We start from the raw sequence: 15760 nt of genomic DNA on the forward strand, positions 1-15760 counted from the left end.
TTCTCTATTAAATGGTTATTTACTTAGCAGCGTCTAGTGATGCAGTATCATTAACTGCAGCAGCTGTCATAGTTTTAACAATACGTTTTGTTAGACCAGTAAGAACCTTACCTGGACCTAATTCTAGTAGCTTTTCAACACCTTGCTCATTCATCGCTTGTACACCTTCAGTCCAACGAACTGGGCTGTATAGCTGACGAACAAGTGCGCTTTTAATTTTTACAGGGTCTGTTTCAGCAATCACATCGACGTTATTGATAACAGGCAGTGCCGGTGCGTTGAACTCTAAAGCTTCTAGAGCAACCGCTAGCTTGTCTGCTGCAGGCTTCATAAGAGCACAGTGAGACGGCACAGATACAGGTAAAGGAAGAGCACGTTTAGCGCCTGCTTCTTTACATAGTGCACCAGCACGCTCTACTGCCGCTTTGTTACCCGCGATAACAACTTGACCAGGTGAATTGAAGTTAACTGGAGACACAACTTCGTCTTGTGCCGCTTCTTCACACGCTTTAGCAATCGCTTCATCATCTAGACCGATGATTGCGTACATTGCACCAACGCCTGCAGGAACTGCTTCTTGCATCAGTTGGCCACGTAGCTCAACTAGCTTGATCGCTTCTTTAAAGTCGATAACACCCGCACACACGAGTGCAGAGTATTCGCCTAGGCTGTGGCCTGCTAGGTTTGCAGGTTGCTCTAGACCAAGCTCTTGCCATACACGCCAGATTGCAACAGACGCTGTTAGTAGAGCCGGTTGAGTACGGAAAGTTTCATTTAGATTTTCTACTGGACCATCTTGAACCAATGCCCATAGATCGTAACCAAGTGCTTCTGAAGCTTCAGCAAATGTCTTTTTAACAACATCATACTGTTCGCCTAGGTCAGCAAGCATACCGATTGCTTGAGAGCCTTGGCCTGGGAATACGATAGCAAATTTGCTCATTGTAATTTTCCTTTAAGCAAAGCAAAAAATTGAATAAGGCACATAAGTTATGTGCCTTGTTTGTTGGTTATCGCTTGGGGTTAGAATTTAACTAACGCAGAACCCCAAGTGAAGCCGCCGCCAAATGCTTCAAGTAGAAGCGTTTGACCACGTTTAATTCGCCCGTCGCGAACAGCCTCATCAAGGGCCGTTGGTACGGTAGCTGCCGACGTATTGCCGTGCTTATCAAGAGTAATCACCACTTGATCAAGCGACATCGTCAGCTTTTTAGCGGTTGCCGAGATAATACGGTAGTTCGCTTGATGTGGAACTAACCAATCAAGCTCTGACTTATCCATATTGTTCGCCGCTAATGTGTCTTTAACCAGCTTAGAAAGCTGAGTTACCGCCACTTTAAATACTTCGTTGCCCGCCATGTGCAGCCATTTGTCTGCATCACCGCCACGCTCTGGAACTTCTAGGCTTAGAAGCTCACCATATTTACCATCAGAGTAAATGTGAGTAGACAAAATACCTGGCTCTTCGCTTGCGCCTACAACCACCGCGCCTGCAGCATCACCAAATAAGATGATAGTAGAGCGGTCAGTCGGATCACAGGTTTTTGACAGTGCATCTGCACCGATTACCAAAACGTTTTTACACATACCAGTCTTGATATGTTGATCAGCAACAGACAATGCATAGACAAAGCCAGAACACGCCGCAGCTAAATCAAACGCAGGACAGCCTTTGATACCAAGCTTACCTTGTACCTGACATGCCGAAGACGGGAATGTATGGCTACTGCTGGTTGTCGCAACGATGATTAAATCAATATCTTCTTTGTCGATACCTGCCATCTCAATGGCATTCTCAGCAGCGTAAAACGCCATATCCGCAACGGTTTCGTTTTCCGCTGAAATACGACGCTCTTTAATACCTGTTCTAGCAACGATCCACTCATCGCTAGTCTCTACCATTTTCTCTAAGTCTGCGTTAGTACGCACCTGAGATGGCAAGTAGCTGCCAGTACCTAAAATTTTGCTATACATGAAGACTAATAATGCCTCTCGAGTAAAACCGCTTCCAAACGATCGCTAATGCGGCTGGGGACTTGTCGTTTGACCTCGTGTACTGCTTCACCAATCGCGTTGACGACTGCAGACACATCAGCACTTCCATGACTTTTAATGACAATGCCGCGCAATCCTAACAAACTTGCGCCGTTATACTGGTCGGGGTTCAAGGTTTTTAATTCAGTAAATAGCTCAGAAAACAACATTCTGGCGATCCAACCCTTTATTGTTGAAGCCATCATGCGCGTTTTTAGCTTATCAATAAAGAGCTGAGCCGTACCTTCGCACGTTTTTAAGCAGACATTGCCCACAAAACCATCACATACGACGACATCAGCAGCATCTTGAAGTAATTGATTACCTTCAATATAGCCTATGAAGTTCACAGACTGAGTATTAGACAACATTTCAGCGCATCGTTTCACAAGGTCATTGCCTTTGATTTCTTCTGCACCGATATTCAAGATAGCGACACGTGGAGCACGACCTAAATGTTGTTCCGCTAATGCACTGCCCATTACAGCAAACTGAAACAGTGAATCTGCATCACTAGAAACGTTCGCTCCTAAATCAAGCATCCATGTACGGTTGCCAGAAGCAGTAGGCAAAGCTGAAACCAATGCAGGCCTATCAATACCGGGAAGGAGTTTGAGTCTGAAACGAGATAACGCCATCAGTGCGCCAGTGTTGCCACCACTCACACAAGCATCAGCCTGTGATTCGGCAACCAGATCGATAGCAGCACGCATAGAACTACCCTGACTATTACGTAAGGCTAGTGAAGGTTTTTCAGAATTGGAAATAACTCGATCACAATGCTGGATACTCAAACGAGAACCAGGCATTCGACCTAATGAAGATAATTGAGATGTGATCGCGTTTCGATCACCTATGAGAATGACTTTTAGCTCTGGGAAATACGACAGTGCCTGCACGGCGGCAGGCACTGTTACACGAGGACCGAAGTCCCCGCCCATTGCATCAAGCGCAACGGTTAGATTTTGCAAAGGTCAACCTTACTTGTTGATAACCTTTTTGCCGCGGTAGAAACCTTCGGCAGTCACGTTGTGACGTAGGTGAGTTTCACCTGAAGTTGCGTCTACAGAAAGTGCAGCTGTAGTTAGCGCATCGTGTGAACGACGCATGCCACGCATTGAACGTGATTTCTTGCTCTTTTGTACGGCCATTGACCCTACTCCTATGTAAATTCTTAAAGATACTTACTAATAAGTTACTTCTTTAAGTTTTTTAAAACATCAAATGGATTCGGCTTTTTATCTTCCTCAATTTCTTCAGGAAGTTCACCAAACACCAAGTTATTTGAGTTAACGCTACATTTCGCATCGTCGTGCATTGCTATTTGTGGCAATCCAAGGATGAACTCGTCTTCAACTAATTGAATCAGGTCTAACTCACCGTACTCGTTCAGATCTACCAAATCGTACTCTTCCGGTGCTTCCTCTTCACTTTTCTCGCTGTAAACAGGAGTATAAGTAAATTGGACATCGCACTCATGTGCGAAAACCTCATTACAACGTTGACACTCTAAATCGACTTCGACGTTAGCTTTACCAGAGATAACGACTAATCGTTGTTCATCAAGCCCAAATGACATTGAGACTTGCGCGTCACGTTTTACGCCTTCAGTTGTTTCAGTTAAACGCTTCAAAAGACTGACTTGAATGATACCATCCATATCGAGTCGTTTTTGAGCCGTTCTTGCCGGATCAACTGTACGCGGTATTTTTTCCTTTTGCATAGGGCGCGAATCTTATCTTCCAAATCGTGTTTAGTCAAAGGAAATGGCAAAAAAAATGTACTTTCCTACCTTTCCTGTTCAGAGCATTATGAATAGCAGGATAAGTTACGTTATCCTGAACTAAATGCTTACACGAATTGTAAATTAAAATGAGAAATTACCAACTAGTTTTAGCTTCTACCTCACCATTTAGGCAAGAGATCCTCAAAAAACTACAGTTAGGCTTTGTCACAGCGAAGCCTGACTGCGATGAAACGCCACTTCCAGAAGAGACACCTCAACAATTGGTAATGCGTCTTGCCGAGACAAAAGCCAAGTCTTGTACTGTCGAACAACCAAGCCTAGTGATCGGTTCCGATCAAGTGTGTGTGATTGATGGAGAGATCATCGGCAAACCGCATACTCGTGAAAAAGCGATTGAGCAGTTGTCTCGTCAAAGCGGCAAAAGCATCACTTTCTATACAGGGATAACCGTATGGAACAGTGAAACCAATCAAGCCGACACTCGCTTAGATACCTTCGTCGTACATTTCCGCGATTTAACTGAGCAACAGATCATTTCTTATGTAGAGAAAGAACAGCCTTATTACTGCGCAGGCAGTTTTATGTGCGAAGGGTTAGGTATTGCATTATTTAAGCAAATGGAAGGTAAAGATCCGAATACCTTGATCGGTTTACCTCTGATCGATCTGGTTGATATGTTAGAAGCGCAAGGAATGAATGTGTTGTAACAGGGGCTTACCACTCTGTTGGAGATTCCCTACTCCTTCCTTCGTAAGTCTAGGGAATGACGGAAGACGCAACTTTATCTAATCAGCCAATGATATAGAACGTGACTTTAAAAAGTCGTCATCCTCAAGAACGAGGAACGAGCGAGTTGGGGATCTTCTGCAACATATAAAAACAAAAAAAGGTTGACGATATTCGTCAACCTTTATCATTTTCAGATTGCTAATACTAAATCCTGAAAGAATTATCTCTTTCGTATCTTGTATCTTCTTAAAGCTTACGTAAGCCAGTCAGTGCTTTTTCCAATCTCGCTTCCATTGGCGCCGAGATGTCCATCTTCTCTTCGCTACCCGGGTGGGTAAACTTGATGTTGGCTGCATGTAAGAACAGACGATTCAGTCCTACTTTACCCGTATAAGCATCGAAACGACGGTCACCGTAACGGTCATCCCAAGCAATTGGGTGGCCAGTGTATTGAGCATGCACACGAATTTGGTGCGTACGCCCCGTAATTGGACTTGCTTGAACCAAAGTTGCGTCTTGGAACTTTTCTAAAACTCTAAAGCGCGTTTCCGAAGCTTTGCCGTTTGGATTAACACGAACAATACTATTCACTTCGTTCTTCAGCAGTGGAGCATTAACAACCTTACAGCTGTTCTTCCACTCCCCCATAACCAAAGCAAAATAGTACTTCTGTACAGTTTTCTCGCGGAACTGTGCTTGAAGGTGTCTTAGCGCAGAACGTTTCTTTGCGATAAGTAGAATACCTGACGTATCTCTATCAATACGATGCACAAGTTCAAGAAAACGCGCGTCGGGACGAAGTGCTCTTAACGCTTCAATTGCGCCGAACTTAAGTCCACTGCCACCGTGAACCGCAGTACCTGATGGCTTATTCAGAATCAGCATGTGGTCATCTTCATAGATGATGCACTGTTCCAATTCCGAAACCTTATTAAGTTTCGTGCTTGGTACACTGTCTTCTGTTTTCTCTTCAATAGTGACTGGCGGGATACGAACTAAATCACCTGCTTTTAGTTTGTATTCAGCCTTGATACGTTTTTTATTAACGCGGACTTCGCCTTTACGCACGATTCGATAAATCATGCTTTTCGGGATGTTTTTTAATTGGTTGCGTAAGAAGTTATCAATACGCTGACCAGCCATATCTTCGTCAATGTCGACGAACTGGACTTGGGTTCTAATTTCGCTCATGCGGCTATTGTATCACTGTCACTTTTGATAATTGAGGTTTTCTTAGCACTATTCCGTACTAATTTATCCTTAATCCTCACGGAATCCTCCCTAAATAGCGACTGAAGTCCTATATTTCTTTGATTCTTCGAACAAAAAAGCATCAAGATTCCTGCAAATTAAAATATCAATTGATAAATTATTTATAGACAGTGAGTTAGAGCTATCAAAACCCAAACAAAAACTGTTTTTTTTACCGCATTCCGACAAAGCAGATTGCTGTGTTTACCGACCGCTGCTATAGTTCACAGCTGCTATCAGTGGTTTGACTATTATTTAAACAGCTAACCATTCATAAGCAAGTAAATGAGTAGATAACTCAGATTAGACAGTGCTGCAATCGGCGTAAGACACGGTCAACTGAGTTCCTTATCGCTCTACTCACGTACGCTCATGTTGAGTATTCACCGCCACATCGCGGATCATAGGCTAACTCCCTATGATGACTGACGTGCCCCAGAGCATCCCTCTCCAGCCGGGAGGCTGCACCGATAAAGCCATGGGATCTGGCACCATGAGAAACGAATAAAGCGATAAGAACAATGATGAAAATAAGAAAAGACAATGAGAATTTCTAAATGAAAAGAATGTTAATTAACGCAACTCAAAAAGAAGAGTTGCGTGTCGCTTTGGTTGATGGCCAGCGACTGTTCGATCTAGATATCGAAAGTCCAGGTCACGAGTCAAAGAAAGCGAATATCTACAAAGGACGTATTACCCGTATTGAACCAAGCCTAGAAGCGGCATTTGTTGATTACGGCGCAGAACGTCACGGTTTCCTCCCTCTTAAAGAAATTGCCCGCGAATACTTCCCTGAAGGTTATACATACCAAGGCCGTCCTAGCATTAAAGAAGTGCTAAGAGAAGGGCAAGAAGTAATCGTACAAGTTGAGAAAGAAGAACGTGGTAGCAAAGGCGCTGCACTGACAACTTTCATCTCTTTGGCGGGTAGTTACTTAGTTCTTATGCCTAATAACCCTCGTGCTGGCGGTATTTCTCGTCGTATCGAAGGTGATGAACGCACTCAACTGAAAGCAGCATTAAGCACTCTTGAGCTACCTCAAGGCATGGGCTTAATCGTGCGTACAGCGGGTGTTGGCAAAAGTGCAGAAGAGCTAGAGTGGGACTTGAACGTTCTATTGAATCACTGGGGCGCTATCAAGCAAGCTTCTGATTCAAATGCAGCTCCTTTCCTTATTCACCAAGAAAGTAACGTTATCGTTCGCGCGATTCGTGACTATCTGCGTCGTGATATTGGCGAGATTCTAATCGACAGCAATACTATTTTTGAACGTGCACAAGCGCACATTCAATTAATACGCCCAGATTTCATGAATCGCGTTAAGAAGTACGATGGTGAAGTGCCACTATTCAGCCATTACCAGATTGAAAGCCAGATCGAATCTGCTTTCCAACGTGAAGTTCGTCTTCCATCTGGTGGTTCTATCGTGATCGACCCAACAGAAGCTCTGACTTCTATCGATATCAACTCTGCTCGTGCAACAAAGGGCGGCGATATCGAAGAAACAGCACTTAACACTAACCTAGAAGCAGCCGATGAAATTGCACGTCAATTACGTCTACGTGACCTAGGTGGTCTTGTTGTTATCGACTTTATCGATATGACTCCGGTTCGCCACCAACGCGAAGTAGAAAGCCGTCTACGTGATGCTGTTCGTTTAGATCGCGCACGTGTTCAGATTGGCCGTATTTCTCGCTTTGGTCTTCTAGAGATGTCTCGTCAACGTTTGAGCCCATCATTAGCAGAAGCAAGCCACCACATTTGTCCTCGTTGTACAGGTACTGGTGTTGTTCGTGATAACGAATCTCTAGCACTATCTGTTCTACGTCTAATCGAAGAAGAAGCTCTAAAAGACAACACTGCGCAAGTTCTTGCTGTAGTCCCTGTTCCTATCGCTTCTTACCTATTGAACGAGAAACGTCGCTCAGTAAACCACATCGAGAAGAACCAAGAAGTTAAGATCACTGTTGTTCCTAACTCTGACATGGAAACGCCACATTTTGAGGTTATCCGTGTACGTGAAGGTGAAGAGTTCGATCTACTGTCTTACCTACTGCCTAACAAGCTAGAAGCTCTAAAAGAAGCAGAAAGCAAAGAACCAGCAGAACAGACTATTCGTCCTAAGAAGATCGAAGAGCCAGCTCTGAAAGGTTTCGCGGCTCCAGCTCAATCAGCACCGACTCCTGCTCCAGCCCCTAAAGCTGTTGAAGAGAAGAAAGTTGAACCAGCTGCTGCAACGCAAGAACCAGGTCTAATTGGTCGTTTCTTCAAAGCTATCGGTAGCTTCTTATTTGGATCTTCAGCTCAAGAAGAGAAGAAAGAAGAAGAGAAGCAAGAAGAAGAGAAGCCTAAGAACAACCGCAACAACGGCAACCGTCAACGCCGTGATCGTAACGACAACCGTCGTCGCAGCCAACGTGGTGAGCGCGGTGAACGTAATGAGCGCAGCGATCGTGGTGACAATCGTAACGAAAACCGTGACAACAAACGCCGTCGTAAGCCTGTACGTGATGAGAAGCCTGAAGAGCAAAAAGAAGCAGCTCCACAGCAAACTCGTCAACCACGTAAGCCTAAGCAAGATCGTCGCAATAAGCCACGTGATGAGCAGAAGCTACGTGAAGAACAAGCTCCATCTAAATTAGCAGAAGAAGGTCTACAGCTAGCAGCAGAAGCGCAAGCTGATAAACCTGAAGCGCCGAAGGCGAAGCCTGAAGCAAAAGCTGTGAAGATTAAAGAGCGTCGCCAGCGTCGTAAACTGAATAAGCAAGTTCGTGTTAAAGACCAACTAGCTCAAGCAGAAGCTGACAACAATGCCGATAACGCTTCAAAAGAGCAAAAGGCACAAGCAGCAAATCACGAACAAGCTGTAGCTCAAGAACAGAAGGTTGCTGAGCAAGTTGAAGCAACTCAAGTAGACGCAGAGCAAACTGAACAGGAAGAGCCGAAGCAACGTCGTAACCGCCGTTCGCCACGTCACCTACGTGCAAGTGGCCAACGTCGTCGTCGCGGTCGTGATCGTCGCCCTAACCCATTCCGCCTACGTAAAGGTGGTGTAGCTTCTCCAGAGATGGCTATGGGTAAAGTGATGCCTCGCTTCATTCCAAAACCTCACCATAATCAGACAAAACCTGAAGTGGCTGAAGTTGAAGTAGCAGTTGAAACTCAAGTTGTTGTACAAGAGCAAAACGTAGCTCAAGAGACGGCACCGCAAAGTAACACTGCTATGGCAGGCGGCTTTGCATGTCCTGAACTTGCGATGGGTAAAGTCATTATCCGCCGTGAAGAAGCTGAAACTGTCGTTGAAGCTCAGGTAACTGAAGCTCCTACGGTAGTTGAAGAAGCTCCGGTAGTTACAGCACCAGTAGTTGAAGCTCCTGTTGAGACAGTTAAGGCTGAAGAGGTTGTAGCAGAAGCAATTGTTGAAACTGAAGCTGTTATTGAACCAGTAAAAGCGGTTGAAGCGCCTAAAGCTGAAAGTGCAAAAGTAGAAGAAGCTCCTGTGGTAAAAGCACAAGCTCCTAAAGCAGCACCGAAGGCAGTAGAAGCGAAGAAACAAGCTGGCTCTCCAATGACTAAAGCTCCTGGTCCTCAAGAGATCAAAGAGATTCAAGTTGTTGCGGCTCCATTCCGTACTGAGCGTTTTGTATCGAAAGGTGCAGGTAGCCAAGCAGCGTCAAATAAAGCTGGCGCTGGCATGACTAAACCTCAATACTAATGAGCTTCGCGGAGTAATCTGCAAAGAACTATCTAAGGGCGACTTATTCATAAGTCGCCCTTTTTTTATATCCACAGTTCCGATTAGTTATAATAGATATATTACTCAAAATGGGGTTCAACCTTGAACTTAATCACATTTTTGGGTAGCATTCGCGCACTTATATTTTCGACACTTAGCTATTGCCGCTCTTTTTCATCACTGTTTGGCTACGCAATACACTCGTGTCGGTAAACCCATTTTAAGCATAGCTGAGCAAACATGTTCGAATTCCCACAATTTTCAAAGCACTCTGTAAAAAATGATGTGCTTTCAGGTCTTACAGTAGCCTTAGCTCTGGTACCTGAAGCCGTAGCATTCGCCTTTGTTGCAGGCGTTGACCCAATGGTTGGTCTTTACGCAGCATTCATCGTAGGTTTAATCACTTCTGTCTTCGGCGGTCGTCCAGGTATGATTTCTGGTGCAACTGGCGCAATGGCTGTAGTAATGGTGAGCCTAGTAGCAACCCACGGCGTTCAATACCTCTTTGCGGCAGTTATGCTGGCTGGCCTTCTGCAAATTGCAGCGGGTGTATTCAAGCTAGGTAAGTTTATCCGTATCGTTCCGCACCCAGTAATGATTGGTTTCGTGAACGGCTTAGCTATTGTTATCTTCTTAGCACAACTTGGACAATTTAAAGCACCAGACGTAACAGGTGCACTAACTTGGCTACCAAGCGGTCAAATGACACTGATGTTAGGCCTAGTTGCACTAACAATGGGTATCATCCACTTCCTGCCTAAACTAACAACAGCAGTACCGTCTTCACTGGTTGCTATTGTTACGGTAACGGCTTTGGTTGTAGGCCTTGATCTTGAAACTCGTACTGTTGTTGATTTTCTACGCACTATGTCTGGTGACGAAGCTGCGACACTTGCAGGCTCTCTACCAACGTTCTCTATTCCAGCTGTTCCAGTTTCTTTCGAAACGCTACAAATCATCCTGCCATACGCAATTATCCTTGCGGCTATCGGCTTGATTGAGTCTCTACTAACACTAACGGTACTAGACGAAATGACAAACACTCGTGGTCAATCTAACCGTGAATGTGTGGGTCAAGGTATGGCTAACGTAACGTGTTCAGTATTTGGCGCGATGGGTGGTTGTGCGATGATCGGTCAATCGATGATCAACGTAAACTCAGGTGGTCGTGGTCGTCTTTCAGGTATCGTAGCTGCAGTTGCACTACTGATGTTCATCCTGTTCGGCTCTGCGCTTATCGAAATGATTCCTCTAGCAGCGCTAGTGGGTGTTATGTTTATGGTTGTTATCGGTACGTTTGAATGGGCAACCTTCAAACTGGCTCGTCGCGTTCCTAAGCAAGACTTCTTCGTTATCGTTCTTGTAACTGTAGTTACAGTACTAACAGACCTTGCGGTAGCAGTTGGTGTGGGTGTTGTAGCTTCTGCACTAATGTTTGCATGGCAACATGCTAAGCACATCTACGCAGACACATCAGTAAACGCTGAAGGCTCAAAAGAGTACAAAGTTAACGGTCCAATCTTCTTTGGTTCAACCGCAAACTTCCTTGAGTTGTTTGACTCATACAACGATCCACAAGATGTTATCGTTGATTTTGCAAACTCACGCGTTACTGACCACTCAGCAATTGAAGCAATCGACACGATTGCCGATCGTTACGCTGCTCTGGGTAAAACACTTCACCTTCGTCACCTAAGCCAAGACTGTGTTGCTATGCTGCACAAAGCGGGTAGCTTAGTTGAAGCGAACGTTGCAGAAGACCCAATCTACAAAGTAATGTCTAAGTAATTTTAGCCATCGCTTACCGTTAGATTTAGAAAGGCCGACATTGAATGTCGGCCTTTTTTATACCTGTCGTTTTATATCTATTGCGGAAACACAGAACATAGCTTCGCCGTTAAATAGATCGCAATATCGCTTCGCTAGACTCTTCAATTAAGTCCAAAACCAACTCAAAACCATTCCCTTCGCCATAATACGGATCGGGTATCTCTTGATATTGGGACTCTCCAAAGCTCAAGAATAACGCAAGCTTGTATTGGAGGTGAGCCGGACACTGGCTCATTAAATCATCCAAATTTGCCTTATCAGCCGCGAGTATTAGGTCAAACTCTTCAAAGTCATTCATCACGACTTTGCGTGACGTAATACCTTTGAAGCTATAACCACGTTTCTCACCTGCTGACTTTGAACGAGAGTCTGGTGGGTTGCCTTGATGAAACCCAATCGTCCCTGCAGAATCTACAATAACATCCACTTCTAGCTGATTAGCCTTCTTCCTTAATACCGCTTCACCTGTTGGCGAGCGACAAATATTACCCATGCAAACAACGAGTATCTTCTTCATTCGTAATCACCTGTTCTTCCGATGGTTTTTGCTATGGTTAAGTTAGGCTATGATAGGTGCAATCACAACTTAAAAGGATTTGTTATGTCGACTGAAGACAACAAAGAGCAACGCCATAAAGCAAGGCAACAGAAAGTAAAAGAACAAGTCGATGCACGTATCGCAGCCGCGCAAGAAGTGAAAGGCCTGTTATTGGTTATCACTGGTAACGGTAAAGGTAAATCAACATCTGGATTTGGCACCATCACTCGTGCCGTCGGTCATGGTAAGAAATGTGCGGTCGCTCAGTTTGTGAAAGGAACTTGGGATAACGGCGAAAAGAACGTTCTCCAAAAGCTGGATGTTGAATTCCAAGTCATGGGAACTGGCTTTACATGGGAAACCCAAGACAAAACAAAAGATATTGAAGCAGCACAACGTATCTGGAAAGAATGTCAGCGTATGCTGGCTGATGAGTCCATTGACGTGATTCTGTTTGATGAGCTGACTTATATGGTGAGTTACGGCTACATCGAGCTAGATGAGGTGGTAGAGGCTCTCAACAACCGTCCGAAAATGCAATCTGTGATCATTACTGGTCGTGGTGCGCATCGCACTCTGACAGAAATGGCGGACACGGTATCTGAAGTTCGTAACGTGAAGCACGCTTTCGAATCCGGTGTTAAAGCACTTCAAGGTGTCGACTGGTAATCACGTTCAACTAGAGATCCCCGACTCGGTCATTCTTCCCTTTCGAGGATGACGACTTTTCAGTGTTACTCCCTTAAATAAAGGACGAGCACCAATCGTCATTCCCTAGAACGAGGAACGAGTGTCATAGGGCATCTCCCGAAAGTATCATAAGCATCCAAACAAAAGCGCCATTCCTACAGTAGGAATGGCGCTTCTTTTATAAGCGTAGTCAGGTAAAGATTAGTTAAAGAAACCTTTCAATAAACCATCAACCGCTTCTTTAGTCTTCTCGTCTTTGATCTTATCCGTTAGCTTATTCACGCCACGGTCGATCTCTTTCTGTGCTTTTTGTTTCAGCACATCATCAAAAACAAGCGCAAATTTCGGTTCAGCCCACTGGCCTGTCACCTTAATAGGAATCGTAACATCTTTCAGATCATCGATGTTCTTACCACCCTGACCTTCTAATGAACCAACAATTGACGTTCTTACTAAGAAGTCGACGGTTTCATTAATGAAGTTTGCTTTGCCTTGGCCAGTAACACGTAGCAGTGGCGACTGTGCCGATAAGTCGTTCGTTGAAACCCAACCCTTATCAACCTTCAGTGTCGCTTTCATTGCGCTGAAGTCAGTCTTTTGAGCCTCATCTTTGCTTTCGACTTTTTCGCCTTTGATCTTAGCGTAGTTTTCTCGAATCAATTGAGCAACGTTGATACCATTCACCGCGCCATCTTCAAAGTTAATCGCGATGGTTCCAACTAGGTTCTTCTTGATTCCAGTTGGCGTCAGGCTCTTACCTTTGACGTTAACATCGATATTACCGGTACCTTCAAGCATGTCGTTGTTTGCAACATCAACCAGTAACGGTTGAACCTTCACGCCTTTGATTTTCTTCTTAGCCGTGTAAGTCGCCGGAGTTTTACGAGCGTCTAACTTGGCGGTAGCAGAAATAGAACCTTGGTAAAGATTCGATGTGAATGAGGATAGCTCTGCGATACCACGGTTTACCGAGAATGCTGCTTTAACGTTCTGCATCTTCGCATTGCTCGCCTTGAACTTATCAATCGTGATGTCACCTTTCACGTCGAGCGTTTTCAGTGCCGAAAGATCCGGTTCTACTTCTTTCGCTGGAGCCGAGCTGCCAGCACTTGAAGTTGAGCCACCAGCTGAACCAGAAGGAGCCGAGCTTGCAGTTTCTGTTGCGTTACCTAAACCTAAGAACTCATCTAAATCGATGTTCGGGCTATGAAGAGAAAAACGAACCTTTGGTATTTCAGATAACGTTACGTCGGCTTTACCATCTAACGCGATAGAGTTAGCTTGCAGCTTCTCTAACACAAAGCTCAAGTGGCTCTTAGTTAGATCAAAGCTTAGGTCAGACAACATATCCACTTTCATTGGTGACTGAGGAAGCGTGTCACCTTTGAATGTTGAGTCTAACGTTAGCTTGTTCAATGTTACTTTTGAAATCGCGCTATCGACTGTTAGCTCACCACCACCTTTAAGATCAAGGTCAAGACCAGCAGCTTTACCAATGACGGCGTAAGTCAGTTGGTTAACCTTATCGAACTCAAACGTATTCAAGCCAATCTTCGCTGACTCGATCGACGTTGCCGGATCATTGAACTTCGCATTAAGGTCAATATTTCGTAATGCGTAGCTTGCGAAGCCTTCCGCTAATTTGAATTCAGCACTGCCGTTTGCAGAGAACTTCTGTTGGTTGTTTTCACCAGAAGCGGCAAACGTCGCAGTTGTCCATGTATCAACAGCAAACTCAGAAAGATTCAAAGACACATCGTATAGCTTAGTGAATGAACCCGCTTGCTTGTCGTCCATCTCAAACAATGCATTTGAAACAGTTACGCCTGCAAGGTTGATCGTCCAACCAGATGCTTCAGTTGCGCTTTGTTCTTGAGATGCAGGTGCTGATTCAGCATTTGCATCTGCAGCAGGTTCAGACTCTTGAGGTGCTGACGCTTGCGTTAGTGCATCAATGTTCTTGCGACCATCTTTAAGCGTTTCTAAATAGAATTCTGCCCCGTCTAGAGTGATGTTACCTATCTCTAGTTGGTTGCTAAATAGCGGAGTAACCGAAACATCAACACCAACGGTATCAACCTTAAACAGGTTTGGTTGGGTGAATCCTTCAGGGTTACGTAATTCAGTTTGACCAAGTTCGAAGCCAATAGATGGGAAAAATTGCCAGCTGATATCGCCCTCTATCACGAGCTCTAGGCCTGTGTGTTTTTGGGCTTGTTCGACAATTAATGGCTTAAATTGGTTAGGGTTCACTAACAGCACTAGTGCCAGAATTGCTGCAACGACAACAAACACTGGTACAGCTATGAAAATGAGTAGTTTCTTCATCCGCATATTCCTTGCTTAGATTCCAAAAGAAAGTGGCACTATAAAAGTGCCACTGATTCGGTAAAAAATAAAGCTAAGTGAGTCACTTAGACAAAAATTTTACTTAATTAAGACTTCAACAACTTCGCAATGTGCGCTTTTAGCACATCAATCGCGATGCGATTTTTACCACCACGAGGAACGATGATGTCTGCATGTTGTTTTGAAGGCTCGATAAACTGCATGAACATTGGACGTACTGTTTCTTGATATTGCTTAAGTACCGTGTCCATTGTACGACCACGCTCTTCTACATCACGCTTAACACGGCGTAGTAGACAGATGTCTAACGGTGTATCCATAAACACGCTTGCGTGCATTAGTTTACGAAGACGCGGGTCTGTCAGAAGCAGAATACCTTCTAAAATGATCACTTTCTTAGGTGTAAGTGTAGTCGTTTCAGAAGTACGTGTGTGCTCTGTATAGCTGTATTCAGGAACTTCTACCGCATTGCCACTCATTAGCTGCTGTAGGTGTTCACATAATAGATCATGATCCAGTGCATTTGGGTGATCGTAGTTAGTTTTAACACGCTCTTCCATACTCAAGTGGCTTTGGTCGCTGTAGTAGCAATCTTCCGTGATAACACCAATTTGATGGTCGCCTACTTTCTCGCGCAACTCATTATAAATTGTACTAGCAATCAGACTTTTTCCTGATGCTGAAGCGCCAGCGATACCTACGATGACACATTGATTATTATCAGACATTAATTTTGCACCCGATATGGTTTGGTGGTGGGAAGAGATAAACCGCCTGATTATAGGGGCTAAACAATATAGATTCTAGTCGCCATTCTTGCTAATTACAGTCAAATTGATGTTATCTATACATTAA

At 44.4% G+C, this 15760-nt stretch carries 13 protein-coding genes; 4 read left to right on the forward strand and 9 right to left on the reverse strand.

Going from position 1 to position 15760, the window contains the following annotated elements:
* Positions 1 to 19 precede the first annotated feature (19 nt).
* From fabD to yceD, 5 genes are all read right to left on the reverse strand, one after another.
* A complete protein-coding gene (fabD, locus tag OW495_RS09600; protein ID WP_102514155.1) occupies positions 20 to 943 on the reverse strand; it encodes an ACP S-malonyltransferase in 924 nt (307 codons plus the stop codon).
* A gap of 80 nt (positions 944 to 1023) precedes the next feature.
* Positions 1024 to 1974, reverse strand: coding sequence for a beta-ketoacyl-ACP synthase III (locus tag OW495_RS09605; RefSeq protein WP_010437276.1), 951 nt, complete (start codon positions 1972 to 1974; stop codon positions 1024 to 1026).
* A 5-nt stretch (positions 1975 to 1979) separates the two neighbouring features.
* Positions 1980 to 3005 carry a phosphate acyltransferase PlsX gene (gene plsX / locus OW495_RS09610; protein ID WP_102514154.1) on the reverse strand — a complete coding sequence of 342 codons (1026 nt, stop codon included), beginning with the start codon at positions 3003 to 3005 and terminating at the stop codon, positions 1980 to 1982.
* A 9-nt stretch (positions 3006 to 3014) separates the two neighbouring features.
* The gene (gene rpmF, locus OW495_RS09615) at positions 3015 to 3185 is read right to left on the reverse strand and encodes a 50S ribosomal protein L32 (RefSeq protein ID WP_004737376.1); all 171 of its coding nucleotides are present in this window, start codon (positions 3183 to 3185) and stop codon (positions 3015 to 3017) included.
* Between the two features lie 44 nt (positions 3186 to 3229).
* Complete coding sequence (gene yceD / locus OW495_RS09620) at positions 3230 to 3757, reverse strand: 23S rRNA accumulation protein YceD (RefSeq protein ID WP_004733994.1); 528 nt, start codon at positions 3755 to 3757, stop codon at positions 3230 to 3232.
* A gap of 149 nt (positions 3758 to 3906) precedes the next feature.
* On the opposite strand from yceD, the gene OW495_RS09625 reads away from it, so the two are divergent.
* Positions 3907 to 4488 carry a nucleoside triphosphate pyrophosphatase gene (locus tag OW495_RS09625; RefSeq protein WP_017111091.1) on the forward strand — a complete coding sequence of 194 codons (582 nt, stop codon included), beginning with the start codon at positions 3907 to 3909 and terminating at the stop codon, positions 4486 to 4488.
* Positions 4489 to 4756: 268 nt separating this feature from the next.
* Here OW495_RS09625 and rluC read toward each other — a convergent pair whose 3' ends face one another.
* Positions 4757 to 5701 (reverse strand): 23S rRNA pseudouridine(955/2504/2580) synthase RluC, encoded by a 945-nt coding sequence (gene rluC, locus OW495_RS09630; RefSeq protein WP_017107288.1) that lies wholly within the window; start codon positions 5699 to 5701, stop codon positions 4757 to 4759.
* 617 nt (positions 5702 to 6318) lie between these two features.
* Here rluC and rne point away from each other — a divergent pair.
* Both rne and OW495_RS09640 read left to right on the forward strand, forming a co-directional pair.
* Positions 6319 to 9477 carry a ribonuclease E gene (gene rne / locus OW495_RS09635; RefSeq protein WP_289886209.1) on the forward strand — a complete coding sequence of 1053 codons (3159 nt, stop codon included), beginning with the start codon at positions 6319 to 6321 and terminating at the stop codon, positions 9475 to 9477.
* Positions 9478 to 9738: 261 nt separating this feature from the next.
* A complete protein-coding gene (locus OW495_RS09640; protein ID WP_017107291.1) occupies positions 9739 to 11286 on the forward strand; it encodes a SulP family inorganic anion transporter in 1548 nt (515 codons plus the stop codon).
* A 109-nt stretch (positions 11287 to 11395) separates the two neighbouring features.
* Here the strand turns inward: OW495_RS09640 and OW495_RS09645 are convergent, their stop codons facing one another.
* The gene (locus tag OW495_RS09645) at positions 11396 to 11845 is read right to left on the reverse strand and encodes a low molecular weight protein-tyrosine-phosphatase (protein ID WP_102383373.1); all 450 of its coding nucleotides are present in this window, start codon (positions 11843 to 11845) and stop codon (positions 11396 to 11398) included.
* Between the two features lie 84 nt (positions 11846 to 11929).
* Here OW495_RS09645 and cobO point away from each other — a divergent pair, with 84 nt between their 5' ends.
* Entirely contained in the window at positions 11930 to 12535 is a 606-nt protein-coding gene (cobO, locus tag OW495_RS09650) for a cob(I)yrinic acid a,c-diamide adenosyltransferase (protein WP_029223569.1), read from the forward strand.
* Positions 12536 to 12757: 222 nt separating this feature from the next.
* Here the strand turns inward: cobO and OW495_RS09655 are convergent, their stop codons facing one another.
* Both OW495_RS09655 and udk read right to left on the reverse strand, forming a co-directional pair.
* A complete protein-coding gene (locus OW495_RS09655; protein WP_102514152.1) occupies positions 12758 to 14884 on the reverse strand; it encodes an AsmA family protein in 2127 nt (708 codons plus the stop codon).
* A 107-nt stretch (positions 14885 to 14991) separates the two neighbouring features.
* Positions 14992 to 15633 (reverse strand): uridine kinase, encoded by a 642-nt coding sequence (gene udk, locus OW495_RS09660; RefSeq protein WP_004734002.1) that lies wholly within the window; start codon positions 15631 to 15633, stop codon positions 14992 to 14994.
* Positions 15634 to 15760: the final 127 nt, after the last annotated feature.

It is taken from the genome of Vibrio sp. 14N.309.X.WAT.E.F5 (assembly GCF_030397615.1).
GTDB lineage: Bacteria > Pseudomonadota > Gammaproteobacteria > Enterobacterales > Vibrionaceae > Vibrio > Vibrio lentus.